This is a genomic window from Mucilaginibacter sp. OK098 (assembly GCF_900142915.1).
In the GTDB taxonomy this organism is placed as follows: domain Bacteria; phylum Bacteroidota; class Bacteroidia; order Sphingobacteriales; family Sphingobacteriaceae; genus Mucilaginibacter.
Genome location: NZ_FRCM01000006.1, coordinates 202,557 through 228,215, shown reverse-complemented (window position 1 = coordinate 228,215; position 25,659 = coordinate 202,557). Strand labels below are relative to the sequence as shown.

The 25,659-nt window shown below is 39.2% G+C and carries 21 protein-coding genes; 10 read left to right on the top strand and 11 right to left on the bottom strand.

Features of this window, described 5'->3' with window-relative positions:
• The first annotated feature begins 271 nt into the window (after positions 1-271).
• A complete protein-coding gene (locus BUE31_RS31705) occupies positions 272-448 on the top strand; it encodes a bacteriocin-like protein (RefSeq protein WP_410504010.1) in 177 nt (58 codons plus the stop codon).
• A gap of 96 nt (positions 449-544) precedes the next feature.
• Here BUE31_RS31705 and BUE31_RS20755 read toward each other — a convergent pair whose 3' ends face one another.
• Complete coding sequence (locus BUE31_RS20755) at positions 545-1,267, bottom strand: pyridoxine 5'-phosphate synthase (RefSeq protein ID WP_073405762.1); 723 nt, start codon at positions 1,265-1,267, stop codon at positions 545-547.
• Positions 1,268-1,698: 431 nt separating this feature from the next.
• Between BUE31_RS20755 and BUE31_RS30770 the strand changes: the two genes are divergently transcribed.
• Together BUE31_RS30770 and BUE31_RS20745 are read left to right on the top strand one after the other, a co-directional pair.
• The gene (locus tag BUE31_RS30770; RefSeq protein WP_143167199.1) at positions 1,699-1,950 is read left to right on the top strand and encodes a hypothetical protein; all 252 of its coding nucleotides are present in this window, start codon (positions 1,699-1,701) and stop codon (positions 1,948-1,950) included.
• Positions 1,940-2,938 (top strand): polysaccharide deacetylase family protein, encoded by a 999-nt coding sequence (locus BUE31_RS20745; protein WP_234997882.1) that lies wholly within the window; start codon positions 1,940-1,942, stop codon positions 2,936-2,938. Before BUE31_RS30770 ends, BUE31_RS20745 begins: the two co-directional genes overlap by 11 nt.
• Positions 2,939-3,079: 141 nt before the next feature.
• On the opposite strand, the gene BUE31_RS20740 is transcribed toward BUE31_RS20745, so the two are convergent.
• Both BUE31_RS20740 and BUE31_RS20735 read right to left on the bottom strand, forming a co-directional pair.
• Positions 3,080-7,306, bottom strand: coding sequence for a hybrid sensor histidine kinase/response regulator (locus BUE31_RS20740; protein ID WP_159440720.1), 4,227 nt, complete (start codon positions 7,304-7,306; stop codon positions 3,080-3,082).
• Between the two features lie 213 nt (positions 7,307-7,519).
• Positions 7,520-8,809 (bottom strand): MFS transporter, encoded by a 1,290-nt coding sequence (locus BUE31_RS20735; RefSeq protein ID WP_073405759.1) that lies wholly within the window; start codon positions 8,807-8,809, stop codon positions 7,520-7,522.
• Between the two features lie 253 nt (positions 8,810-9,062).
• Here BUE31_RS20735 and BUE31_RS20730 point away from each other — a divergent pair, with 253 nt between their 5' ends.
• A complete protein-coding gene (locus BUE31_RS20730) occupies positions 9,063-10,064 on the top strand; it encodes a hypothetical protein (RefSeq protein WP_073405758.1) in 1,002 nt (333 codons plus the stop codon).
• A gap of 24 nt (positions 10,065-10,088) precedes the next feature.
• Here the strand turns inward: BUE31_RS20730 and BUE31_RS20725 are convergent, their stop codons facing one another.
• Entirely contained in the window at positions 10,089-11,474 is a 1,386-nt protein-coding gene (locus tag BUE31_RS20725) for a M20/M25/M40 family metallo-hydrolase (protein ID WP_073405757.1), read from the bottom strand.
• A 279-nt stretch (positions 11,475-11,753) separates the two neighbouring features.
• Between BUE31_RS20725 and BUE31_RS20720 the strand changes: the two genes are divergently transcribed.
• Positions 11,754-11,939, top strand: a complete 186-nt coding sequence (locus BUE31_RS20720) for a bacteriocin (RefSeq protein WP_073405756.1) — start codon at positions 11,754-11,756, stop codon at positions 11,937-11,939.
• 82 nt (positions 11,940-12,021) lie between these two features.
• Here BUE31_RS20720 and recG read toward each other — a convergent pair whose 3' ends face one another.
• From recG to BUE31_RS20705, 4 genes are all read right to left on the bottom strand, one after another.
• Positions 12,022-14,130 (bottom strand): ATP-dependent DNA helicase RecG, encoded by a 2,109-nt coding sequence (gene recG, locus BUE31_RS20715; RefSeq protein ID WP_073405755.1) that lies wholly within the window; start codon positions 14,128-14,130, stop codon positions 12,022-12,024.
• Between the two features lie 96 nt (positions 14,131-14,226).
• Positions 14,227-14,604: a RidA family protein gene (locus BUE31_RS20710; RefSeq protein ID WP_073405754.1), complete on the bottom strand. Its 378-nt coding sequence runs from the start codon at positions 14,602-14,604 to the stop codon at positions 14,227-14,229.
• A gap of 74 nt (positions 14,605-14,678) precedes the next feature.
• A complete protein-coding gene (locus BUE31_RS31610) occupies positions 14,679-14,822 on the bottom strand; it encodes a DUF6728 family protein (protein ID WP_317042443.1) in 144 nt (47 codons plus the stop codon).
• Positions 14,823-15,056: 234 nt separating this feature from the next.
• Positions 15,057-16,409, bottom strand: a complete 1,353-nt coding sequence (locus BUE31_RS20705) for an OmpA family protein (protein ID WP_073405753.1) — start codon at positions 16,407-16,409, stop codon at positions 15,057-15,059.
• A gap of 148 nt (positions 16,410-16,557) precedes the next feature.
• On the opposite strand from BUE31_RS20705, the gene BUE31_RS20700 reads away from it, so the two are divergent.
• Positions 16,558-17,847, top strand: a complete 1,290-nt coding sequence (locus tag BUE31_RS20700) for an aminopeptidase P N-terminal domain-containing protein (RefSeq protein ID WP_073405752.1) — start codon at positions 16,558-16,560, stop codon at positions 17,845-17,847.
• 112 nt (positions 17,848-17,959) lie between these two features.
• Here the strand turns inward: BUE31_RS20700 and meaB are convergent, their stop codons facing one another.
• Positions 17,960-18,841, bottom strand: a complete 882-nt coding sequence (gene meaB, locus BUE31_RS20695; protein WP_073405751.1) for a methylmalonyl Co-A mutase-associated GTPase MeaB — start codon at positions 18,839-18,841, stop codon at positions 17,960-17,962.
• A 189-nt stretch (positions 18,842-19,030) separates the two neighbouring features.
• Between meaB and BUE31_RS20690 the strand changes: the two genes are divergently transcribed.
• Complete coding sequence (locus tag BUE31_RS20690; protein ID WP_073405750.1) at positions 19,031-20,089, top strand: glycosyltransferase family 4 protein; 1,059 nt, start codon at positions 19,031-19,033, stop codon at positions 20,087-20,089.
• Here BUE31_RS20690 and BUE31_RS20685 read toward each other — a convergent pair.
• The gene (locus BUE31_RS20685; protein ID WP_073405749.1) at positions 20,076-20,843 is read right to left on the bottom strand and encodes a glycosyltransferase family 2 protein; all 768 of its coding nucleotides are present in this window, start codon (positions 20,841-20,843) and stop codon (positions 20,076-20,078) included. The genes BUE31_RS20690 and BUE31_RS20685 overlap by 14 nt on opposite strands.
• 44 nt (positions 20,844-20,887) lie before the next feature.
• On the opposite strand from BUE31_RS20685, the gene BUE31_RS20680 reads away from it, so the two are divergent.
• The 3 genes from BUE31_RS20680 (at position 20,888) to BUE31_RS20670 (ending at position 24,664) form a co-directional block, all read left to right on the top strand.
• Entirely contained in the window at positions 20,888-21,631 is a 744-nt protein-coding gene (locus BUE31_RS20680; RefSeq protein ID WP_073405748.1) for a glycosyltransferase family 2 protein, read from the top strand.
• An 8-nt stretch (positions 21,632-21,639) separates the two neighbouring features.
• Positions 21,640-22,773, top strand: a complete 1,134-nt coding sequence (locus BUE31_RS20675) for a glycosyltransferase family 9 protein (protein WP_073405747.1) — start codon at positions 21,640-21,642, stop codon at positions 22,771-22,773.
• A gap of 61 nt (positions 22,774-22,834) precedes the next feature.
• On the top strand, positions 22,835-24,664 hold the full coding sequence (locus tag BUE31_RS20670; protein WP_073405746.1) for an ABC transporter ATP-binding protein: 1,830 nt from the start codon (positions 22,835-22,837) through the stop codon (positions 24,662-24,664).
• Positions 24,665-24,785: 121 nt separating this feature from the next.
• Here the strand turns inward: BUE31_RS20670 and BUE31_RS20665 are convergent, their stop codons facing one another.
• The gene (locus tag BUE31_RS20665) at positions 24,786-25,634 is read right to left on the bottom strand and encodes a hypothetical protein (RefSeq protein WP_073405745.1); all 849 of its coding nucleotides are present in this window, start codon (positions 25,632-25,634) and stop codon (positions 24,786-24,788) included.
• Positions 25,635-25,659: the final 25 nt, after the last annotated feature.

Sequence of the window (25,659 nt, the reverse complement as noted above, 5' to 3'; positions counted from 1 at the left end):
TGCGCCAATAAAAATTTCATATTTATTGCCTGATTAGAAAATGTTTAAACATTTATTTCTTCGTTCCCTTGTTTTTGTATATCTTGGGTTAATTAACCTTAACCATTAATCACAAATAAAAAAGCAACAGATTTTAAGCAAATTATATAGCACAGTTAAAAAGGTGTATTCAATATTTTAATTACCATTTAAACTGAAAGAGCTCTCTACGGTAGCCGAACCCTGTACCGATATCAAAACCAGGGTCAAAACGACTTATGTACTAAACCAAATGAAAAAACTGACCAGGAATGAAATGAAAAATGTAAATGGTGGAAAATTACAACTGCCGCCCGGATGTACTTGCGGACCTCTGCCAGCGCTGTTAACTTACGGGTGTACTTACACGCCTAATGAAATCCAATACTGCCAGACAGCACAGTATTTGATTTGCTGTAATGATGCCTAACAAGAAACAGTGTAATCAGAATATTTTTTCTGGTAAGCTTTTTTAACAAAATGGCCGGCATTTAATTTAAATGCCGGCCATTTTTTATATCAATTATCAATTCAGACCTAAACAGCGCAAATACATTTGAATAGTATTCTCTAACCCATAATATAAGGCATCGCTGATAAGCGCGTGCCCGATGCTTACCTCATCCAGGCCCGGAATATTTTCTGAAAAATATTTAAGGTTTTGCAGGTCGAGGTCATGCCCTGCATTAATGCCCAAGCCCAATTTTTTAGCTACTTCTGCCGCCTTTACATAAGGCGCTATTGCAAGTTCTTTATTGTGTTGGTACTGATGGGCATAGGCTTCGGTATAAAGCTCAATGCGGTCGGTCCCGGTTTTGGCAGCGCCTTCAACCATTTCATCAACCGGGTCAACAAATATAGAAACCCTGATGCCGGCATTTTTAAATACCTTTATTATATCAGTTAAATATTGCTGGTTGGTAATGGTGTCCCAGCCATGGTTGGAGGTGATCTGTCCTAAAATATCTGGTACAAGCGTAACCTGTTCAGGTTTATTGGCCAATACAAGTTCAATGAATTTTTGCTCCTGGCAATTGCCTTCGATATTAAACTCAGTTGTAACGATTTTCTTCAGATCAAAAACATCCTGGTAACGGATATGCCTTTCATCGGGGCGGGGGTGTACAGTTATTCCCTGTGCGCCAAAACGTTCACAGTCTTTAGCAACCTGGATAAGATCGGGGTTATTGCCGCCGCGCGAGTTACGCAGGGTAGCTATTTTATTGATGTTGACAGATAGACGAGTCATTTGATTTCGGATTTCGGATGTTCGAATTCGGATTTATTGTTTGATTTTCAATTTGTGAACAGTTTCCAAATAGAAAATCTTGTGTATGCAAACTTAAAGACTAAATCTGAATTTTAGCAGTGATGTGGTTCAATCAATTTTAAAATACTAAGGGATAAGCTTATATTCACATAATGAAATTGAAGCCTTTCCTTATTGAGCTTGCCATACTAATTGCTTCAATTTTATTGGTACACTTATTAGTTATTTTCTTTGGGAGGACTCAATTTGATATAAATCTTCATGATACCTATGTGGTTTCTTCAGGATCTATTATAAGTTTACCAGTTTTTCTGCTAATTTTTATTGTTTATATAATTAAAGAGGCATTTTACCGGTATAAGAGGAGGCTTCAGAATCTCATATTATTGACAGCCCTTTTTTTTATTAATATGGAGGTATCCACATTTGTGGGTTCGGTTACTCAAATGTCGAAAACAGTAAGCCAATTTAAGGGGTGGACAGTTTATCCGCCACTTTCAGCATTACCTTCTCATCAACCAGCTGTCGTTCCTCTTCAGCCTGATCCATTTAGCCGTATTTCGGAGATATTCTTTTATATGCAAATCTTTTTCCTGGCATTGTTGGTTATACTTGCAATTGTAACAGGTAAAAACTGGAACACCGATAAAAATGGATCCTGATTATATAAAACGTCTTATTTTAATAGTTCTCAGCTTAGTTTGCTTTCAACAACTAGCCATTGCCCAGGCCAATTACACTAAAATTACCAATTACCGGGTTTATTATGGCTGGGCCAAACATGCGCCGCAGGACTGGATGATCATCCGCGAATTTGATAACGATAATAAAAGCTATTTTTTGTTGGTGAACCCGCAAACGCTGGAAACTAAAATTGATGAATCCGGCTTTTACGAGGTTAAGCCGATGACGCTGGATGAGGCAAGGATTTTCTTTAAATCAACACCTTATATAAAAGCGCTGCAAAAGGCCGAAAAACAATCGGTAAACATTCAGGATGCCGGCATTGAAAGCGGAATGCCAAAGCAAACCGGGATAAGCTTAACTGCCGACCTTTGCCCATCGCACAAGCCATTGGATAAAAGGATCTTTACTGATATTATAGCTGAATTTAAAAAAGTAGAGCATCCGGTGCCTGTAGCATTATCGATTACCGGCATATGGATGCGGCAGCACCCTCAGGATTTGGATTGGCTTAAAAAGATGCAGCAGGATCATGAAATTTATATTACCTGGATAAATCACTCTTTTAATCACCGGGTAAGTACAACGTTACCGCTAAAACAGAACTTTTTACTGGAGGCCGGCACAAATATTAATTATGAAGTGATGGAAACCGAGATAGCTATGCTTAAAAACGGCTTATTACCTTCTGTGTTTTTTCGCTTCCCGGGGCTTGTGTCTGATCAAAAGCTGGTATTTGAGATCACTGATTTTGGGTTGATCCCAATAGGTACGGATGCATGGCTTGCCAAGGGGCAACAGCCGCAGGCCGGCAGCATAGTTTTGATTCACGGTAATGGTAACGAACCGGTAGGGGTAAATGATTTTATAAAGCTGCTTAAATCAAAAACACAATCTATCGCCAAAAAACAGTGGCTGCTGTATGATTTGAGGGGGAGTATTGATGAGGAGTTCCAGGGGGAATAATTTTCGTAATCACCTCCGTTGTCATTGCGAGCGCAGCGCGGCAACCGCACGCATGCACATCGGTCATGCAAGTTCTACATTTTTCCGGTCGCTCTGTATAGCATGCGATTGCTTCGTACCTCGCAATGACAATCCATTTTATTACACGTTATGATCAACTTCTTTTTCAATGTATGAGCGCTCCAAAACTTTAACAAGCTCCTGAATGCTGATAGGTTTTGAAATAAAGTGATTCATCCCTGCATCTACGCAGGCGGCTTTATCTTCGGCCATTGCACTGGCTGTCATAGCAATAATATAAGGTTGTTTTAGCTCGCTTTTTCGGATGATGCGGGTAGTTTCCAGGCCATCAAGTTCAGGCATCTGTACATCCATCAATATAATATCAAAAAAGTCATGGGTAATTATTTCCAGTACCTGGTTTCCATTATTAACCACCTGCGGATTATAACCCAGTTTATTTATAACTTTTGTAATAAGTTTTTGATTGATCAAATTATCTTCCGCAATCAATATGTTCATTGGGAACTTCTGGGCAAATTGCTCAGAAAGTAAAGTGGTAGTTGTTTTTTCTGATGATACAGGCTGACCGTGCAGCAGTTCAGCTTGTATCATATTGCATAATTGCTGTTGCTTAACAGGCTTTAATAATATTTTAACAGACTTATCAGTGATTTTATTTTTTTCGAGTACAGAGCATACCAGGATAACAGGGATATTTTTGTCGATATTTTTAATGGCCTTTGTTAGCTCAAGGGTATCTGTACCGGGAATATTGGTGCCGGTTATTACCAGGTCGAATTTTTCATCATCAGTTAAATCCTTTAACGCTTCGTTAGCAGTTGAGGCGCAAACAGGCGTCAGTTTCCATTTCTTTAGCTGATCTTCTAAAAGACCGAGCGCTTTAATGCTTTGATTAATTATCAAAACACGGTTACCAACAGCACCGGATATGTTACAGGCATTAGTAGCCGCCGTTGCCTCCTCATCTTTGGTGCTTTTTATATTAAATATTACTGATGTGCCTTTTCCTTGTTCACTTTCAATAGCAATACTGCCACCCATCAGTTCAACCAATCGTTCACATATTGCCAGGCCTAAGCCGGTTCCGCCATGCAGGCGGGTAGTTGAAGCATCCACCTGCGAAAATGCTTTAAACAGGCGTTTAAGTTTTTCGCCGGGTATGCCAATCCCGGTATCTTTAATTTTAAAGCCAAGGTTTAGGGTGCTACCATCTTTTTCAAGCAGGCTTACCTCAATCAGTATCTCGCCCTTACTGGTAAATTTAATGGCATTGCTTACCAGGTTTAGCAAGATCTGCCTTATGCGTAACTGATCGCCAATCAACTTTTCAGGCACGTTCTCTGATATATAATAGAGCAGGTTTACCTCTTTTTTAGCAGCCGATTCCGAAAAAAGGTCCAGTGCGTCTTCAATGCAATGCCTCAGGTCAAACTCGTGATTATCGAGTTCCATCTGGCCCGATTCTATCTTTGAAAAATCTAGGATATCATTAATTACATTCAGCAGGTTTTCACCGCTAACACGAATAATGTCGGCATATTCACGTTGCTCGGTATTTAATGGTGTTTCACAAAGCAGCGATGTCATCCCCAGTACGCCGTTCATAGGTGTCCTTATCTCATGGCTCATAGTAGCCAGAAAAACACTTTTGGCTTTATTAGCCTTTTCAGCTTCTTTGCGTGCCTGCAGCTCTTGTTCTTTTTGCTCCTGAAGCTCATCATTCAGCACCTGTAAATAGTCTGATTGTGATTGCAGTTCTTCTGATTGCGACTGCAGTTCTTCATTCAGCGTTTGTAATTCTTCCGATTGCGATTGCAGTTCTTCCGATTGTTTAACTACTTCGGCTGTTTGCTCTTTAACTAGTTTTTGCAGTACTTTTTTCTGAGCCTTTATAGCGTATATCCGATAACGGTAATAGCTGTAAATGAACAAACAAATTATAAGAAACATTGCGATCCTGAACCACCAGGTCATATAAAAAGGAGGTACAATAATAATTTTGATGATTGTAGGAATATTATTCCAAATGCCATCGCTATTGGCGGCCTTTACCTTAAACGTATATTCCCCGGGGTTCAGATTGGTATAGGTAGCCTTTCTTTGCGAACCTACATAATTCCAGCTTTTTTCAAATCCATCCAGCTTGTACGCATATGAATTCATTTCAGGCAGCGTGTAATTTAAGTCGCTGAATTCAATAGTAAAAACAGATTGCTCATAATTAAGCCTGATCTCTTTAGTTTGGGTAATGGACTTTTTAAGAACAGAATTTTCTCCAATAGGTACATTTTTATTGAATAGCTGAAAATCAGTAAATACAACACCATGTTTACTTTTATTCAGGGCCAATTTATAAGGGTCAATTATGTTAAACCCGTTATGCCCGCCAAAAAGCAATTCGCCATTGCCAGCCTTCAGCCCCGAACCTATAAAAAACTCATAACCCTGTAAGTTATTTGAAATGGTATATTTTTTAAACTGGTTTGTGTTGGGTTTAAAACTTATAATACCAGCGTTGGTACTAACCCACATAAAACCATTATCATCCTCGGTAATGCTGTTAATTATTGAATAGTTCGATCCGTCAGGAAAAATATGAGCCGAAAAGGTTTTTTTATGCTTATCGTACAAATTAAGGCCACCTCCTAAAGTGCCAACCCAAATGTTTCCTTTTGTATCTTCAAATATCGAAATGATAACATTACTTGACAGGCCGCTGTTATAAGGTTTAAAATGGGTAAAATTGTCAGTAGCCGGGTTGTAAAGATTTAGCCCGGCATAGGTACCCACCCAAATGTTATCTTCCCTATCTCTGTATATAGTTTCTACATCATTATTTGACAAAGAGTGAGTAGTATCAGCCGAGGTGTATTGATACCGCTTTATCACTTTTGAGTGGCTGATAACGTTTATCCCAACTCCATCCATGCCCACCCAAATATTTCCGCTTTTATCTTCGGCAAGGGCAAAAACATTTGCGCCGCTTACCTGATCTGGCTTGTTGCCAACTGTATAGTGTGTAAAGGTTTTGGTTCGGGGGTTCATTAAATCAAGCCCTGCACCATAATATCCTATCCAAAGGTTTTTTTGGACATCATTCAATAATTTAATTACATGCTTACCACTAACTGAGTTTTTATTTCCCGGCTGAGGAAGATAATGTGTGAATTTTTGTGTTGATGAGTTTAAAAAATTTAAACCGCCACCGTCGGTACCAATCCAGTACCCTTTCTCAGTTTCGGCAAACGAGGTAACTATATTATTGCTCAATCCATCAACGCCAAAAAGATCTTTATGAAAATAATCAAACATTGATAAATTGGTATCATAAAACCTTACGCCTGCTTCATAAGTTCCAAGCCATAAGATGCCACCGTTATTATAGATATAGTTTATAGAGTTATTTTCGCTGGCCGTTGACCTATTGTCACTGATATATTTTGTAAATATCCCTTTGTTTTCATCAAACAGGTCGAGGCCATCCTCTGTGCCAACCCATATTTTTTTGCCAGCACCTTGTGTTAAAGCAAATACGTTATTATTAACTAATGAGTTAGCATTGCCGGGCTGATGTGAAAAATTGGTAAATGTTTTTGTTTTGATATGGAGCAAATCAAGACCGTTGCCAGCCGTGCCAATGTATAAATTTCCGTCGGTGTTTTTCAACAGGGCGTTTACCTGGTTATTACTTAAGCTATTTTTATCGTCATGCAGATAAAGCTTTGTAAAGCCTGTATTGTAATTAAACTGTACCAGTCCCCCGCCGGTGCCCAACCATAAATCACCCTCATTATCTTCAATTATTGAATTAATATGGTGGTTTGCTATATCATCGTGATTTTTGGTATAAAAAAATCTCTTAAATTTTTTCGTTTTCGCATCAAGCAGGTTCAGGCCTGAGTAAGTGCCCACCCATAGGTTGCCTTTACTATCCTGTAAAATGGTGTTTACATCCGGGCTTGATAAGGTACTTTCATCATCTCTTTTTGAAATTAGGGTAGTAAAAGAGTTGGTGTTTTGATTGTATTCGGTTAAGCCGCCGGCACTGCCTATCCATATACGGCCTTCCCTGTCTTCAAGAATACAAGTGATGTTATTAGTAGGCAGGGAGTGGAGATCCTTTGGATTATGCCTGTAAACTGTAAATGTATAGCCGTCATAACGGTTTAACCCGTCGTCAGTTGAAAACCACATGAAACCCAGGTGATCCTTTAGAATGCATTTTACATCGCTCTGTGAAAGGCCGTTTTCAATAGTGAGCGATGAAAATTTTACTACTTTGTTTTGAGCATTTATCCCACTATTGAGCAATGATAAAATGCTGAATAACAGTGCTAAACGCAAAGCAAAAGATTTTAGGAAGGGATATAACATTACCAATTTTCTTATCAGCAGGTTGTTTGGTTATAATGGCAATTAAAATATGGCTGGACATAAAATAATAAACATGCACAGACTCTACATGCCTTTTACGTTGGTTTTTAATAAAGGTTATGTAACAGAAAGAATGCCAAAAAGATAGCTTAATCTATAAGATAAGAATTATACGCGAAATTGTTATTCAGTTGCAACCGCTTCCGGGGTCTGGATCTGGTTTAGGGATAATGGGATTAGCTTTTTAGTTTTAAAGAAAGTGATGGTAACGATAGCCAGCGTCATGGTACCGCCAAATAAAACCGAAGTAACGGTTCCTAATAATTTTGCGGCGGTGCCTGATTCAAAGGCGCCTATCTCATTTGACGAACCGATAAACATAGAATTTACCGCCGATACCCTGCCACGCATATGATCAGGCGTCAATAGCTGCATAATGGTACCCCTTATAATAACGCTGATGCTATCAAAAGCACCCTCAGTAAACAGGAACACGAGCGACAAGTAGAAGCTGCGTGACAGGCCAAAGCATATAATGGATAAGCCAAAGCCTGTAACCGCAATCAACAGGTTACGCCAGGGCTTGCCCATAGGTGAGAACCTGGCCATTGCCAGCATGGTTAAAACTGCGCCCAGCGATGAAGTAGCACGCATTATCCCCAGACCTTCGGAGCCAACTTTAAGAATATCATTGGCAAATACAGGTAAAAGAGCCACTGCTCCACCAAAAAAAACAGAGAATAGGTCAAGGCTCATTGCCCAGATGAGCATTTTACTGTTAAACACAAAGGATAAACCTTCTTTTAGGCTTGTCCATATATCCTCTTTAGGTATAAATACAGGGGGATATGAGCGTAACAGGTAGATAAGTATAATTGAAAGTAACAGGATAACAATTATAACACTAAAAGCAATAGTTATTCCATAAAACCCATAAATTAATCCACCTGCCGCAGGGCCAAGGATTGAAGCGATCTGCCAGCTTGAGCTGCTCCAGGTACTTCCGTTAGGGTAAAGTTCTTTGGGGATGCTTTGCGCATATATGGTAAAGGTTGCCGGGCCATAAAAGGCGCGGGCCAATCCATTTAAAAATATCATAAAATATATGATGGGGACTATCCAGCCTTTGTGCAGGTAAGGGCTCATGCTTTTCATAGTAACAATAAACATTACAATGGAAGCAAAAAATACCAGGCACGATATGGTGAGCAGCATTTTTCTCTTTTCAGATTTATCGGCTACGTAACCGCCATACATGGCAATGCCAATAGCAGGTATGGCTTCGCACAGACCAACCAAGCCTAATGCAAATGCACTTTTTGTAAGCTGATAAATGTAAAAGCCAATAATTACAGCCTGCATCTGGTAGGCGAATGTGAAGAAAAAACGCATCCCGAGATAGGAGCGGAAATCTTTATAGCGTAACGCCGCAAAGGAATCTGGTTTGGGTTGACTATTGCCTTCTTCTGACACTAATTATTTTTTTTAGTGCCGCAAATTTACAATTTGTAAAATAATGTAAAGACACAATCAGCGAGTAAGATGAATCATTTTTATAGATATTTTAACCCACGGCAGCAGTTTATAACGCACCGCATAGTATCCGTTTGGGTACCTTGATGCAAGGCCGTTTTATAACTAATTTTATATCAGCTTATTAATAAACTAATATTTTAACGCTGTAATGAGCTAATTAGTGAAATTGATATAAGAATACCCCTTAAAGATGAAAAAGCAGGTACTGATCCTCTTAATATTATTTGGATTGTTTATAATAAATTCCTGTCAAAAGGATAACAATGGCCAAAACAAATCATCAAACAATAATTCGGATACTACTAAAAAAAATCCACCCCCGGTTGTTCCGCCAATTGTAACCATTACCCAAACTCCGCTTACCATTTTATTACCCAACAATTGTACCCAGTCGTTTATCATTACTAATACAGGCCCGCAGGGCAGCATATTGAATTATACCATAGCAGATGATGGGGCGCTTGGCGGATTTCTTAGTTTTACAAATGGGACAGGATCATTAGCAGCCGGATCGGGCGCTACCATTATGGTTAGTGTTAAACCGGCTTTTTTAAATAGCAAAGTTAGCCTTGTTGGATCGTCACTTGTTTTAAATGTATATACACCCCTGGCATCTAACTATACAAAAATTCCCGTGCCGGTGAAGATCAAAAATATTTCCAGCATTTTACCATTATTTATCGGGACATGGAGCGGAACGTGGACCGGAAAAAGCTATGGTCGCAATAATCCTACAGAAGCCCAGCCATCATCTCCCGTAAGCGGTACCTGGACCCTCACCTTGAAAACCATTGATACCATTGGACTGACAGCCACCGGCTCACTAACCTGGAATGGCACCGATGCCTATTGGACGTACATTGTTGATAAAAATGGCATTATTACAACAGCCACCCCCAATCCGTTTATCCCCAACAGAACCATTCAATTTGATGCTTCTAACGCAACATGGTCTTATGATGCTGTCGGGGGATCAGGATGTATTCAAAGCCAGATAAATTTGATAATAGCAGGATTTAATAATCAACCAAATCCAAGTGATGCCTTTTACGGCCCCTGGTTTAGCGCTGTGCTGGATCTTAGCTCCAACACAGCATTTTCATCGGGAAATGGTTTTTCCACACACCCTTATGCCCCTGTTACTTTTGACACAAATTTTTCAAATGGTACTATAACAGGCAAAAAGCAGTAAAGGAATACATCTGGTCTGCTATTATTAATTAAAACCGTGCATATCTATCAAATAGATCAATGAGGCCATTGAAGCGGCACCCAATTCAAGCTCACGTTTATTTACGTTCTCAAAAACATCATTTGGCGTGTGGTGCACATCAAAATAGCGTTGCGAATCGGGTAAATAGCCAATCAATATAACGCCTTTCTGTTTTTCAATTAAAGGGCCGATATCACTACCACCGCCGCCGGCAGCAAGGGTGCCTGAGCCATAAGGCGCCAGTAGTTTACCCCATTTGCCATTAATATTCTGGATCCATGCTGGAGATGCCCCTTCAAATGTAAAACCCCTTGGCGTAAAGCCACCCAGGTCTGATTCTATGGCGGCAATATGCTCTTCTTTATTTTCTGCAGCAAGTTCGGCATATTTTATACCGCCTCTGTCGCCGTTTTCTTCATTTATAAAAAATACAGCCCTGATAGAGTTTTTGGGTTTATATCCTAAAACCTTAAGCAAGCGCAGGGCTTCAACAGATTGCATTACACCCGTACCATCATCGTGCGCACCTTCGGCTAAATCCCATGAATCGAGGTGGCCGCCAACTGTTATAAATTTATTAGGGTTTTCGGTTCCTTTCATTTCGCCCACTACGTTGAATGAAGGTGCATCAGGCAGCGTTTTACAGCTCTGTTTAAAATAGAACTTAACGGCAGGTAACGACCGCATTTTAAGCATGGTGCTTAATTTATTGGCGTCAATAGTTGAAATGGCCGCAGCAGGGATATTTACACCATCTTTTACAACCGATGTTGCTCCCGTATGTGGGAAATTATCAAGACTTTCAGTTAATGAACGTACAATTACACCAACTGCACCGTATTTTGCTGCTACAGCAGGGCCGGCATTGCGTTGGTCGCCGGCTGTTCCGTAAGCCCATAGCGTTTCAATAAATTTTGGATCAAACGGGCGGTTAAAGAACACGATCTTTCCTTTAATAACATCTTTACCAAGTGTTTCAAGTTCTTTTAAGCTATGCACTTCTATAACTGGTGCTGTTACACCATTTTGAGGAGTAGCTACCGACATGCCTAAGGCGGCAATATGCACACTGATCTTAGTGTCGCCTTTAATTATTGCTCCTTCCTCTTTAGCGCCGCGCACCCAATGCGGCACCATTACCGGCTGTAGAAAAACACGGTCGAAACCATAGCTTTCCATTAGTTTTTTACCCCATTCAACTGCTTTTTGGGCATTTGCTGATCCGCTTATACGCTGGCCAATATTTTTGCACAGGTAATGAAGATTACCATAGCATTGGCCGTTAACCAGTTCTTCATCATAGATCTTCCTGATCATTAATGAGTCCTGGGCTTTTAGTAAGCCGCTTATTAAAATCAGGGCAGATAGGAGGGTAAGTTTTATTTTCATTGTTGTTAAGTTGTTCGGTAAATATATGATTTAGGAAGTCAGATTTACAAAGTTTAACCCGGATATGTTTTTTTCAGCGGCCTTTTGGAGGGCTTCGCCGTTTCAAAACTTCGTAAATCTTAAAGATGCGAATTGTGAAATGTTATTCCTGCATTGCCTGTTAATTAGCGCAATAATTAAGTGTTTTATTTATAGCGAGGCGATAATAATTATTTATTAAATAATATTTGTAATTAATAAATATATCCCTACATTTAATAAACTAAACCAATTATTCTCATGAAGAAGGAAAAAAAATCAGTAGGCAAACTTAGCCTCAAAAATGAATTAACCAAAAACGAATTAAAACAAGTTACCGGCGGCGTAAGTGGATATACCCATTGCAGTGATGGTAATTACCAAATTGGTTGCGCGCCTGCCTATTGCCCTGCTGCAGGGCATGGATCATTCCTTGGCTGTTCTTAGTTTATTGCACCTTTAACTAACAGCAATAAGAAGAAAATTCAGATTTGCGAAGCTTTAAAAACTTCGCAAATCTAAAAGTAGATCAGGAGATCTTATCCCAGCTCAATCCATCTTTTTTTGATTTGAACGATTGGTGCAGAATCAGGTTTTCGGGTGCCGTCAGCTGCGGATCTTTTTCAAAAATGCCTTCAACACATTTACGCGCCTGGATCAGCAGTTCCTGGTCTGTAACCAGGTTAGCAACCTTTAAATCGAGCACGCCGCTTTGCTGGGTACCTTCAATATTACCGGGGCCGCGTAATTGCAGATCGGTTTCTGCTATTTCAAAACCGTTATTGGTTTTAACCATAGTATTAAGCCTTATCCTGCCGTCATGGCTGAGCTTGTGGCTGCTCATTAGTATACAAAACGACTGTTCGGCGCCCCGACCAACGCGCCCCCTTAACTGGTGCAATTGCGACAGGCCAAAACGCTCGGCATTTTCAATGATCATTACAGAGGCATTTGGAATATTTACACCTACTTCAATAACGGTTGTTGCCACCATTATTTGTGTTTCACCTTTTATAAAGCGGTTCATTTCAAATTGCTTGTCTGCGGCTTTCATCTTTCCGTGTACAATGCTTATCCGGTAATCGGGCAGGGGGAACTCATGCGCCATCACCTCTATGCCGTCCATCAGGTTTTTAAGGTCGAGCTTCTCGCTTTCCTGGATCAGCGGGTAAACCACATATACCTGCCTGCCTTTGGCAATTTCCTGTTTCATAAAACCAAACATCCTTAACCGCTGGTTTTCATAAAAGTGAACGGTTTGAATAGGCTTGCGCCCGGCCGGCAACTCGTCAATTACAGAAATATCAAGGTCGCCGTACAGCGTCATGGCAAGTGTACGTGGGATAGGGGTAGCTGTCATAACCAAAATATGCGGCGGAATGGTGTTTTTGCGCCATAATTTTGCCCTTTGCTCAACACCAAAACGGTGCTGCTCGTCAATCACCACGAAGCCCAGGTTTTTATATTGCACCTTATCTTCAATAAGTGCATGTGTGCCGATTAATATTTTAAGCTGCCCGTTTTCCAGTTGCTCATGTAAAACCTTTCTGTCTTTTTGTTTGGTTGAGCCTGTTAGTAAACCCACCTCAATAAAGTCATCACCAACCAGCTCTTTTATGGTTTGATAATGCTGGTTAGCTAAAATTTCGGTAGGAGCCATAATGCAGGTTTGAAAGCCGTTGTCAATAGCAATCAGCATGCTCATTAAGGCAACAACAGTTTTTCCGCTGCCCACATCGCCCTGTAAAAGGCGGTTCATTTGCACACCCCGCTGGGTATCCTGCCTTATCTCTTTTAAAACGCGCTTTTGTGCATTTGTTAAAGGGAAAGGTAATTTATGATGATAAAATTCATTAAAGGTATTGCCAACACTTTCAAAAACATTGCCCTTGAATTTTTGACTGTGAAGCAGTTTGTTTTTTAAGAGCTTAAGCTGTAAAAAAAACAGCTCTTCGAACTTTAAGCGATGCTGAGCCTCATTGAGCTTTGCGGCGTCTTCAGGAAAATGAATGTTTTTATAAGCTTCGGCGCGGCCGGTCAATTTAAACCGGTTAATAATATATAAAGGCAGATTTTCATGGATCTCTTTTAGCTGCTGCTCCAATAATGCAGCTACAAGCTTCAGAATTCCTTTACTATCTAACGAATATTGTTTTAATTTTTCGGTAGAGTTATAAGCCGGTTGTAATGTTAAATTTCCTTTGCGCTGTTGTACATCAGTACTATACAGTTCCATTTCAGGGTGGGCCATCTGGGCTTTCCCATTAAAAAACGTGGGCTTGCCAAATAACACATATACCTTGCCTGGGATAAGCGTTTTCTCAATCCACTTGATCCCCTGGAACCATACCAGCTCTATTACACCGGTATCATCCTGTGCCTGAGCAACCAGGCGGCTTGTACGCTTGTCGCCAATTATTTCTTTATGTGTTAAGCGTGCTAATACCTGTACATAGGGCAAATCGGGCTGAATATCCTTTATTTTATAAAACCGGGTACGGTCAATATATTTATAAGGGAAATAGCTTAAAAGGTCACTAAAATTGAATACCCGCAGTTCTTTTTTCAAGATCTCTGCACGACTAAGGCCTACGCCTTTTAGATACTCAATGGGGGTTTCAAATACTTGGGTATTCAATTAGTGATGGTTAAAGATTTGAAGATGTGGTAATATGAAAATTCAATACTGCATCATGGATTTCGACGCTACTGAATTTTCAAATTATCAGATCAATTATTTAAAAGCTGTAACAGTGATCTCAACATTAACACCTTTAGGCAGGCCTGCAACCTGTACTGTTTCGCGGGCAGGGAAATCATCTTTAAAATATGTTCCGTAAACCTCGTTAACCTGTGCAAAGTTCTGCATGTCTGTTAAAAAAATACTCGTTTTAACAATATTGCTGAAGTCAATACCTGCTTCGGCTAAAATAGCTTTAATGTTTTCCATTACCTGCCTGGTTTCGATTTTAATATCATCTGTTATTAATTGGCCATTAGCGGGGTTCAGGGCTATCTGGCCCGAAAGAAATATAAAGTTTCCTGCTGCTACAGCCTGATTGTACGGGCCTATAGGTGCGGGGGCATTTTGGGTATTAATTATAGTTTTCATAAATATTAATTGTTAAGGTAAAATGCAGAGAAGAGATAGGTAATTAATTGATTTTATTGCAGCTATAAACCGGTTCATTTTTTTAATATGAACAGCTTGATCAATGTCCAGATTATCCCCAGCAGGAACATTATAATAGCGATGGCATTAATAGTGTGCATCACTTTAAGGTTAAAGTTTGTAGGCCTGTTTGGATCTTTTTTTCTGAAAAAATACATAAACAAATATAGGAAAGCTTAAAGCCGAAAGCAAAAAAAGCGAAAGGCAATAAAGCGTAAAGCCGAAAGCAAAAAGGTGAAAGCGAGAAAAGGCGACGGCAGGAGTATACAAACCAATGATTAAATCAGAAGCTAATGAAGCTTTGGTCTTTAAGCTTTCTGCTTTAGCTTTATAACCCAACAAAAAAGGCTTCCCAATATGGGAAGCCTTTTATTATAATAATTTAATTAAAATTATTTGTGGAATTCAACACGACGGTTAGCAACGCGGCCATCTTCAGTTGAGTTGTCAGCTATTGGATGAGTCTCGCCAAATCCTTTAACTTTTAAGCGTTTTGCATCAACACCTGAGTTAACTAAGTAAGTTTTTACAGAGTTAGCACGGTCTTTAGATAAACGCAGGTTGTGAGCTGCAGTACCTTCAGATGAAGCATAACCAGCTAAAGTAAGTGTGCTTGAGTTAGACCTCATATCAGCAGATGTAGCATCTAATACCGGGTATGATGAAGTTTTCAATACTGAGCTGTCAAATTCAAACTGGATGTTTGAGTAAGCAGCAGCAGCAGGGGCAACAGCAGCCTTAATAGTATCCGGTTTAGGGAATACAATTGGGCAACCAGAACCATCAACTATGCTACCAGCAGGAGTGTTAGGGCATTTGTCAAACTGATCAGAAACACCGTCACCATCTGAATCTTTTTTCAGGTCGTTAACAGCAGTTTCAACATTTGTAACACGGCCTTTTAAAGCTTCAACTTCCTGGCGTAATGCTGCATCATATAATTCATCATACATCATAGCAACCGGGTTTACCCACTCTAAGTTCGCTTTTGATTTTGGACCGAAAGTGTACTCTAAACCTGCATAAGTATATGCATAGTGATCAAAAGTATTGTAAGTGTTGAAACCTGAGAAGTTGTAACCTTTAACAAAGGTAACTGTGTAACCCAAGTTTAAAGCTAACGCATCAGAAAGTTTGAATTTAGCGCCAACGCCAACCGGTGCAGCTAATTCTTTAATAGTGTTAGTTTGAGTAAATGCTGCTTCCGGAGCTTCAGCACCAGGAGTGATAGCATAAGCTGGTTTGTAGAAATCTAAACCAAGACCTGCAGAACCGTAAAAGTTAACTGCATTTGCACGGTGTAAAAAGCTAACGCTTCCAAAATTAACAACACCGCTTATTGATACCTGGTTAAATTTAGTTTCGAAATATGAAGCACCAAATTTTGTAGCTGTTGAACCAGATTTACCCTGATTGGCAACATCATCACCTTTTACTTTACCGCCGTAGTAATCTAACTGCAAGGCAAAGAAGTGTGATAACTGATCCTTAATAGTTAGCCCGTAACCTAAAGATCCTTTAAAATGATTAGTTGAGTTGTTAAGGAAAGGAACAAGGCCTGATGTTAGACCACCATTAATTCCAATACTCCATGTGTTGTACTGTCCTGTACCACCAAATACCTTGGCAGTAGTAGCAGCGTCAGAAGTTTTCTTTGTGGAGTCGGTTTGAGCTGATGCTAAGCCAACTGCCATCAAGGAAACAAATGATAAGACGACTGTTTTCTTTAATGTAGAATAGTTCATAGTTTTAAGATTAAACGATTTTAATTGTGATTTTTTTCAAAAATAGTAATTATGTTTGAATTTGTAACCAAACACCGTTCCAAATTTTGTAATTATTATACAAATAAAGGAAAAAAAATGTTTTTAAAAAATTAATAAAAATTAAAAGATGAAATATCTTCCTATTAATAATGAGGTGTTTACCAAAAATAGAAAAAATTTCGTTTTACGACTAAAACCCTGTTCTATAGCTATTTTTAACGCAAATGATGAATTTCCAAGAAGCGGGGATCAAAGTTTTCTTTTTAAACAAAACCCTGATTTTTTCTACTTAACCGGCATTGATCAGGAACAGAGCATTTTGATATTATTTCCTGAGTGTCCTAATCCGCTATACAAAGAAGTACTATTTTTAAGACAAACCAATGAACATATAGCAATTTGGGAGGGTCATAAGTACACAAAGGAAGAAGCGAAATTGGCGTCGGGTATAAAAAACGTTTATTGGCTTAGTGAGTTCGATGTTATTTTACAAACAATAATTAACTATGCTGAACACATATATATAAATACAAACGAGAACGACAGGTACGTACATGCGGTGCCTTATAGGGATCTCAGAGTATTTGAATCATTACGTGCCAAGTACCCTTTGCATAAGTATGAACGCTCCGCACTCATTTTGCGCGACCTGCGGGTTGTAAAATCAGCCACAGAAATAGATCTGACAAAAAAAGCATGTGAAATTACACGTGATGCCTTTATACGGGTACTTAAATTTACACAGCCAGGCGTTACCGAATATGAAATTGAAGCTGAAATAACGCACGAATTTTTAAGGCAGCGTGCCACAGGGCATGCTTACAATCCTATTATTGCATCGGGTAAAAATGCTATAGTGCTTCATTATGTAGACAATAACCAGGTTTGTAAAGACGGGGATGTAATACTTTTTGATTTTGGCGCCGAGTATGCCAACTATAATGCAGATATGAGTCGCTCGGTACCGGTAAACGGGCGCTTTACCAAACGCCAGCGCGACGTTTATGATGCGGTGTTGCGGGTGATGCGTGCGGCCACAAAGATGATTGTTGCAGGCACTGTTTTGAATGACTACCACGAGGAAGTAGGAAAGATAATGACAGATGAGTTGATTGGCTTAGGCTTGTTGACTAAACACGATGTGGCAAAACAGGACCCTAACGTTCCGGCTTATAAAAAATACTTTATGCACGGCACCTCGCATCATTTGGGTTTGGATGTGCATGATTTTGCCAGTCGCTATAAATCATTTGAAGTTGGCAATATTTTAACATGCGAACCAGGTATATATATAGCAGCGGAAGGCCTGGGTATAAGAATAGAGAACAATATATTAATTACCGCCGATGGTAATATTGATTTGATGGCCGATATACCTGTAGAGGCGGAGCATATTGAGGAGATAATGAATGGGTGAGGTATTTCGGATTTCGGCTGTTCGATTTCGGATTTATTTTTAGAATTCATTTATTCCAAATTTAAATCATTCTGATTTCCGCATTCAAAATTCCGAAATCGAACATCCGAAATCAAAAATCCTTCACGAATTCATACAAATTAAACCCCGGTTTATTTAACGCTTTGGCAATATCTTGCTGAAGCTTTTTTTTGTTGATGCCGGCCATGCGTTTTTGTTGAATGAGCTGATAGGCCTTTTCAGCAAGCAAAAGTTCTTTGCGTGAGTTTTTTACTTCAGATTTGGAATGGATAAAGTTTATTACTTCGTTAATGCCTTCGCTTTTTGAAGCAACAGTTTTAAAAACAGGTAGCTGCGTTTCCTTGTTTTGGATCTTCTTTAAATTATTGACGAAAAGATCGGCATCGGCCCGATCGCTTTTATTAACAATAAAAGCATCGGCAATTTCCATCAGGCCCGATTTAATGTTTTGGATCTCGTCGCCGCTTTCGGGTACCAAAACCAACAATGTAATATCTGCAAGCCCGGCAATCTCAATTTCCGACTGACCAACCCCAACAGTTTCTACCAATATATAATCAAACTCCGCAGCCCGTAAAACGTCCGTCATTTCAATAGCTTTTGCCGAAAGCCCCCCAAGTGAGCCCCGTGTGGCTAAGGAGCGGATAAAAACACCGGGATGGTTAAAATGCGGCGCCATGCGGATTCGGTCGCCTAGTAACGAGCCAAAGTTAAACGGCGAAGTAGGGTCAATAGCCAAAACCGCAATCTTATTACCGGTAGTAAGCAATCCGCTGATCAGTGAATTTACCAATGTGCTTTTACCTGCACCCGGTGGCCCGGTAATGCCTATAATTGGCGAGCTTTTTGTGAATGTTAAACTTTTTAAAAGCTCATCAGTGCCTGGTAAATCATTTTCAACAATAGTTAAAGCGCGTGCAACTGAACGAAAATCAGTATAATGCGGTTTAATGTTGTTAGTAGCGCTTTGCATTTTATGTGAATATAAAGGAACAAAAATATAATGTATTTGGCGGAAAATAGTTGATTAGGTTGATTAAGTGAACGGTTGATTGAGTTTGGGATAAATTCACAGCTAACTTAATCAACCAATCAAACTTAATCCCCCCAATTATAACTTACAATAGAAAGCTATATTTGCCGTTCTGGTAATTTTTAAAGTATGAAGGAATCTGTTTTAGTCACTTTTGATTCAATGAAGTACCCTAACTCGGGTTTTTTCTCATTTGGGAAAAGTTTGGGTGAGGCCTTATTAACTCAAAATAATAACCGGTTTGATTTTACTTATTATGTGCATACAAGGTCGATATATACTTTTACCGGTGAGGTAGGTTTGGTTAATTTATCCAAGCTGCATAAATTAATTTTTCCGGGTAACAGCAAATACGAGCTGGTTCACTTTACTGATCAGTATTGCAGGTTAAAGCCGCAAAAGGTAAGCGGCAAAAAGATATTGACCATACATGACATTAACCCCATCCACGAAAAAAGAAAATCGGATAAAAAAGTGGCCTCACATATTGAAAAATTAAGAGGATATATAGCCGTATGCGATAAAATTGTAACGATATCAAACTTTGTGGCGAATGATATTTTAACCTATTTCCCCGAGGCAAAAGAAAAACTAAGTGTAATTTATAACGGAGCGGATAAACTTCATGTTCCTGAAGATCATGTTCCGGCTTATTTGCCCCAAAAGCCATTTTTATTTACCATTGGATTTATAGCAGCTAAAAAGAACTTTCATGTATTGCCGGCATTATTGAAAGAGAACGATTATGAGCTGGTAATTTCGGGTGTGGAAACGCCTTATAAGGATACGATAATGGAAGAGGCGCAGAAACATGGGTGTGCCGACAGGGTAAAAATAACAGGTACTATAAGCGAGTATGACAAAGCCTGGTACTACAAAAACTGTAAAGCATTTGTTTTTCCATCACTTGCGGAAGGTTTTGGCTTACCCGTTATTGAGGCTATGCACTTTGGGAAACCGGTTTTTTTATCAAAATACACCTCATTGCCTGAAATAGGCGGCGATGCTGCCTTTTATTTTGACAGCTTTGAACCCGAACATATGCAGGATGTTTTATCAAAGGGATTAAAAGAATTTCATGACAAAGACCTATCGGCACGAACAATAGCCCATGCTGAACAATTCGACTGGCAAACAACGGCGAGGCAATACTTAAAGCTATATGATGAATGTCTTACTGGTGAGTAATATCTTTTTTCTTCCCTTTTGAAAATACTGCTTTAAACTGCCTGAACATAAACCTCGCCCATATTTTAAAACCGAAGTTTGTGAGTATTAGCGTTGCTTTGTCGTTTTCAAAAGGCTGATCAACCACGGTTGCTGAGATCCCTGTATGATTATAATTGCATATGATATAATCTTTGTAGATATAATGAAAAGCAGGATCCTTAAAGCACTGCATATTTAAAGCATAATCGGCCGCTACTCTATACTTTAAATTATATTGACGCTTTTTAAAAATGGTTGCAGGGTAAATAATAGCCTGGTGATAGATTCCTACCTTAGCCATATAATATGGCGTTATCTCTTCAGAGCGTTTTAAGCCGTTATGAATAACATTTGCATAATAAATGGCATTTAAATCGGTTAGTTCATAAGCCAGCTTTGAAAAATCGGGTCGGAGTTCATCATCCGATCCTAAAAAATATACCCATTGCCCTGTAATATATTTTAAAGCCTTGTTCATTGCATCGTAAATACCGCCGTCTTCTTCGCTGATCCACGTATGGATACGGGAAGTATTGTTCTGTAATATTTCTATCGTGCCATCGGTGCTTTTGCCGTCAATCACAATAATATCAATAGCAGGGTATTGTTGTTCATAAATACTATTGAGGCATTTTTGCAGGTCGTTTGCAGCATTGTAAGTAACTATTATTATTGATATGCGCGCCGGGCCATCGCCTGCTGTTGTTAAACTTTTTCCTTCCCCAATTATCATTTTCTGATTACTTATATTTGCCGTATTTGTAAATATGTGCTTATATGACTGTTGCTGTAAATACTCCTAAAGTTTCTGTAATTATAGTAACATTTAATGCCGCTGCTGTTCTGCAACGCTGCCTCAATAGCTTTTATAAGCAAACATACCCGTTTTTAGAGATAATAGTTATTGACGGCAAAAGTAATGATGGCACTGTAGATATTTTAAATTCCAATGCCGATAAAATTGCCTTCTGGAAAAGCGAACCGGATGATGGTATTTATTATGCAATGAACAAAGCGCTTGAATATGTAACCGGCGAGTGGGTATATTTTATTGGGGCCGATGATGAGGTTTTTCCTGAGTTTTCTGATCTGCTTTACCAGTTAAAAGACAAAGCGGCTGTTTATTATGGCAGGGTTTTAATAAACGGGAAACCAACGCCGGGGCCTGTTGATGCTTATAAGCACGCTAAAGATACCATTTGTCACCAGGCAATTGTTTATCCGGCTGCGGTATTTAAAAAGTATAAGTACAATACCAAATACCCAATAACTGCCGATCATTTGCTGAACATGCAATGCTGGGCTGATAAAGGTCTTTATTTTGAATTTATTGATCTTACTATTGCCAACTTTAATCACACCGGCATTTCATCTGTTAAAATTGATAAGATCTTTAAAAAAGACCAGGCGGCCCTGATTTTAAAATATCACGGGCCTCAAATATGGGGGAGATATGTTTTCAGAAAATTTAAGATGATGCTTAACCCCAGTAAATACAAAAACAGTAATTATACTGACTAATTGATTGTATGGTTATAAAAAACAGGAACTTATTCAGGATAACGCGCTTTATTATATTCAGGCTTTCCCGGCTGTTTAAGTTTTTCGGCGGCTTAAGAACATCTCAAAAAAGACTATTGATCATAAAAACAGATGCGATAGGGGATTACATCGTCTTCAGGAATTTTATTGAGGTAATAAAGCAATCGGAGAAGTTTAGAGATTATAAGATAGATCTGCTTGGCAATACCTTATGGCAGGATGTGGCTTTAAAATACGATGCTGCTTACATGTATAGGTTTTACTTTATAAAACAATACGAGCTTTATGAAGCGCCGTTGAAACTACTAAAACTTGGCTGGCGGCTTTTTAAGAATAATTATGAGGTTGTTTTGCAGCCATCATCAACCCGGCTTTTAATTACGGATGGTTTGGCTGCACTAACAGCTGCAAAACAAATTATTGGTTTTGAAAGCAATACCGAAGGTATATTAGCGAAATACAAAACAAAAACCGATACGTTTTACACCACTAAACTTATACTGCCCGAAACTGTGCATTTTGAATTTGAGCGCTCAAAATTCTTTTTTGAAAATGTTTTGGGCGAATCGCTTTCTATAAACTCACTATTTATCCCGGTTGAAAAAAATGATAATAATGGCATAGTTATTTTTCCTGGAGCGGGGATCTTTAAGCGAAGCTGGCGGAGAGAAGATTTTCTGGCCCTGATAAAAATGTTAAAGCAGCATAGCCCGCAGCAAATTTACCTGGCAGGTGGCCCCGGGGATATACAGATTGGCAATTACCTTGAAGAAAACCTGCCGTTGCAAAGCGTGAATAATTTAATTGGTAAAACAACGTTACCTCAATTGATAGAACTTATTGGCAGCGCTGCTTTAGTAATAGCAAATGAAACCAGCGCCATCCATATAGCCGTTGCCACAAAAACGCCATCGGTTTGTATCCTTGGGGGCGGACATTTTGAACGGTTTGCACCATATCCGGCATATTTTGAAAACTGTCCGGTTTGTGTTTACCAAAAAATGGAATGCTATTACTGTAACTGGAACTGTATATTTGAAACTGCTGAAACGGAGCCCTATCCCTGTATTGATAAAGTTAATTTAGCTAATGTTTGGCAGGCAGTTTTGGCATTGCTATAGCAAATAACAGTAATTAATTAATTACTGTTAGATTTGCATTTTTATATATTATATTCCTTTAATGAAGACATATTTCCGGCTGCTATCATTTGCCAAACCAATTGAAAAGTTTGCCATACCGTACATCCTGTTTACTTTATTATATGTTGTTTTCAGCTCAATGGTATACCCATTACTTATCCCGCTGATGAATACCCTTTTTATAACCGACACCTGTAAAACAGCGGCGGTTGTAGTAGTAAAGCAACCTGCATTGCTTGATATTACCGGGTGGTTTAAATATTACATGAACACTTTTATACACAGCCAGGGGCAATGGGGGGCATTAAAGTTTATATGCACGGTTATAATTATTACCATGGTTTTGGGAAACCTGTTCCGTTACCTTGGCGCGCGCACTATGGAAAACCTACGTTTACATACATTATTAAATCTTCGCAAGTCGGTTTTTAATAATGTGATGGATATGCATTTAGGCTATTTTAATAACCAGCGCAAAGGTGATATCATTTCAAAAATAGCTTCGGATGTACAGGTTGTACAGTTTTCAGTTACCGCTACATTACAGGTGGTTTTTAAAGAGCCATTCCAAATGATAGTTTTTTTGGTTTTGCTTTTTAAGATTTCTGTAAGTTTAACATTGGGTTCGCTTTTAGTAGTGCCTGTATCTGCTTTTATAATTTCAAAAATTGTAAAAAAGCTTAAAGCCCAGGCTGTAGCTGCCCAGCAAACGTACGGGAATATGATCAGTTACCTTGATGAATCATTACAAGGCATCCGGATCATTAAAGCATTTAATGCTACTGATTTTATTAAAAAGCGTTTTAATGATGAGAATACCAAATATTCAAAAATTTTACGCTCAATGGCCAAACGGCAGCAATCTGCTTCACCGGTTTCTGAAACATTGGCAATTACCATGATCTCGTGTATTGTGCTTTACGGCGGATATTTAATTCTAAATAAAAAATCCGACCTGGATGGCGGTCACTTTATTGCATATATTGCCATTTTTTCGCAGCTGATGCGCCCGGCAAAAGCCATATCTGATTCGTTCAGCAATATCCATTCAGGTATTGCCGCAGGTGAGCGAGTGCTGGCACTTATAGATGAGAAACCGGCAATAAAGGATGCGCCAAACGCTAAAAACCTTAGCGGGTTTAATGAAAGCATTGAATTTAAAAATGTATCTTTTGCCTACGGCGACAGGCAGATCTTAAATAACGTTAACCTAAGTATCCCCAAGGGGAAAACGGTTGCACTCGTAGGCCCGTCGGGTGGTGGTAAATCAACGCTGATGGACCTGGTGCCGCATTTTATAGAGCCGCAATCGGGCGAGATCTTAATTGACGGGCAAAATATAAATGGTTTTACAGCGCAATCACTTAGGGCGCTGCTTGGAGTGGTTAACCAGGAGTCGATTTTATTTAACGACTCTATTTTTAATAACATTGCCTTTGGCAAAACCAATGTTACCCTTGAGCAGGTTAAGGATGCAGCCAGAATTGCCAATGCACACAATTTTATTATCGAGACTGAAAAGGGTTACGAAACCAATATCGGCGACCGGGGTACGAAGCTTTCAGGCGGGCAGCGGCAGCGGATCTGCATAGCCCGGGCTGTTTTAAATAATCCCCCGATTTTGTTGCTTGATGAGGCAACTTCAGCGCTGGACACCGAATCGGAAAAGCTGGTGCAGGAAGCATTAAACAACCTGATGAAGAACCGCACCTCATTAATTATTGCCCACAGGCTAAGCACCATCCAAAATGCCGATACAATTATTGTGCTTGAAAGCGGGACGGTTGTTGAGCAGGGTAATCACCTCGAGTTGATTGAAAACAATGGACTATACCGCAGACTGATTGATATGCAGACTTTTGCGGGGTGAAAGAATCAAGATAACAAGAATCAGGAGTCAAGATAATAAGAGTCAAGATGAGAGGGTGATAGTTACATTCACTTTTTCTGTTCAACTGGTATTATTAAGACCCTAATTTGAATTATACACGTTAATCCGGAATGTGGTTTTTAGGATGCCCGGCTTTGTAATTCAAAAAGTCGCGGTTGGGTTCATAATGGTTTTCAGCGGTATAAGGAGATTCAAACAGGTCGCCTACAAGGTCTTTTCGCACAAAAAAGGCATTGCTGCCTGTAAATACGCATCCTACCAGGCAATAATCCTTCTCAATTCCCAACTGCTCCAACGCCAGTAAAGAAGCTCCAAAATGGCTGGTTTTATCCCACATCCTGTTTGCATTATACTTCACAACAAAATGAGTATCGGGCCTGAATATGGAGTTATATTCAATAACTAATACGCGTGGTTTATACTTTGTTATAGCCTTCCAGATATAGTAATCGTTATAATCAATATCTATTGATAACAGATCCGGTTCAAGAGGTGCATCGGCCTTATCAAAAAGTGATTGAATGTTTTCGGCATTTATAAATGCGTTTTGAATTTTTAAATTACCACTGTCAATCAGGTCCTTAAAACGTTGGGAGATCTGTTTGCAATACTCGTCGCTTCCTTCAATCCAAAGGCCGCTCCATCCTTTATGAAGTAAATTGGTTGAATTGCACTCCAGACCATTCTCAACACCAAATTCAATAAAGTATTTATTGGTATAGCCAATCCTGTTAAATATTTCCTGGATAATACCATCTTCTCCATTTTGTGAAAAAACCTGGTATTCGTGTTTATTCAATCGTTTTGGAGAATCATATTTGGGATTATTAAATAAATGGTCGGCGTAAAACTGGGTTACCTTGATCCCTTTATCATCGTCAATTTTTCTAAGTACAATATTTAATATATTCCTGATTTGAGTTATCCTCTTTATAAAATTAAGTCCCATGTTTCTTTTAAGATGTTCGGCCAAA

Excerpts from the sequence above, each read along its gene's own strand:
- BUE31_RS31705 (WP_410504010.1), top strand. The coding sequence starts at position 272 with ATGAAAAAACTGACCAGGAATGAAATGAAAAATGTAAATGGTGGAAAA.
- BUE31_RS20755 (WP_073405762.1), bottom strand. The coding sequence starts at position 1,267 with ATGACTCGTCTATCTGTCAACATCAATAAAATAGCTACCCTGCGTAAC.
- BUE31_RS30770 (WP_143167199.1), top strand. The coding sequence starts at position 1,699 with ATGGAGGTATCCACATTTGTGGGTTCGGTTACTCAAATGTCGAAAACA.
- BUE31_RS20745 (WP_234997882.1), top strand. The coding sequence starts at position 1,940 with ATGGATCCTGATTATATAAAACGTCTTATTTTAATAGTTCTCAGCTTA.
- BUE31_RS20730 (WP_073405758.1), top strand. The coding sequence starts at position 9,063 with ATGAAAAAGCAGGTACTGATCCTCTTAATATTATTTGGATTGTTTATA.
- BUE31_RS20725 (WP_073405757.1), bottom strand. The coding sequence starts at position 11,474 with ATGAAAATAAAACTTACCCTCCTATCTGCCCTGATTTTAATAAGCGGC.
- BUE31_RS20720 (WP_073405756.1), top strand. The coding sequence starts at position 11,754 with ATGAAGAAGGAAAAAAAATCAGTAGGCAAACTTAGCCTCAAAAATGAA.
- BUE31_RS20710 (WP_073405754.1), bottom strand. The coding sequence starts at position 14,604 with ATGAAAACTATAATTAATACCCAAAATGCCCCCGCACCTATAGGCCCG.
- BUE31_RS31610 (WP_317042443.1), bottom strand. The coding sequence starts at position 14,822 with ATGTATTTTTTCAGAAAAAAAGATCCAAACAGGCCTACAAACTTTAAC.
- BUE31_RS20705 (WP_073405753.1), bottom strand. The coding sequence starts at position 16,409 with ATGAACTATTCTACATTAAAGAAAACAGTCGTCTTATCATTTGTTTCC.
- BUE31_RS20700 (WP_073405752.1), top strand. The coding sequence starts at position 16,558 with ATGAAATATCTTCCTATTAATAATGAGGTGTTTACCAAAAATAGAAAA.
- meaB (WP_073405751.1), bottom strand. The coding sequence starts at position 18,841 with ATGCAAAGCGCTACTAACAACATTAAACCGCATTATACTGATTTTCGT.
- BUE31_RS20690 (WP_073405750.1), top strand. The coding sequence starts at position 19,031 with ATGAAGGAATCTGTTTTAGTCACTTTTGATTCAATGAAGTACCCTAAC.
- BUE31_RS20685 (WP_073405749.1), bottom strand. The coding sequence starts at position 20,843 with ATGATAATTGGGGAAGGAAAAAGTTTAACAACAGCAGGCGATGGCCCG.
- BUE31_RS20680 (WP_073405748.1), top strand. The coding sequence starts at position 20,888 with ATGACTGTTGCTGTAAATACTCCTAAAGTTTCTGTAATTATAGTAACA.
- BUE31_RS20675 (WP_073405747.1), top strand. The coding sequence starts at position 21,640 with ATGGTTATAAAAAACAGGAACTTATTCAGGATAACGCGCTTTATTATA.
- BUE31_RS20670 (WP_073405746.1), top strand. The coding sequence starts at position 22,835 with ATGAAGACATATTTCCGGCTGCTATCATTTGCCAAACCAATTGAAAAG.
- BUE31_RS20665 (WP_073405745.1), bottom strand. The coding sequence starts at position 25,634 with ATGGGACTTAATTTTATAAAGAGGATAACTCAAATCAGGAATATATTA.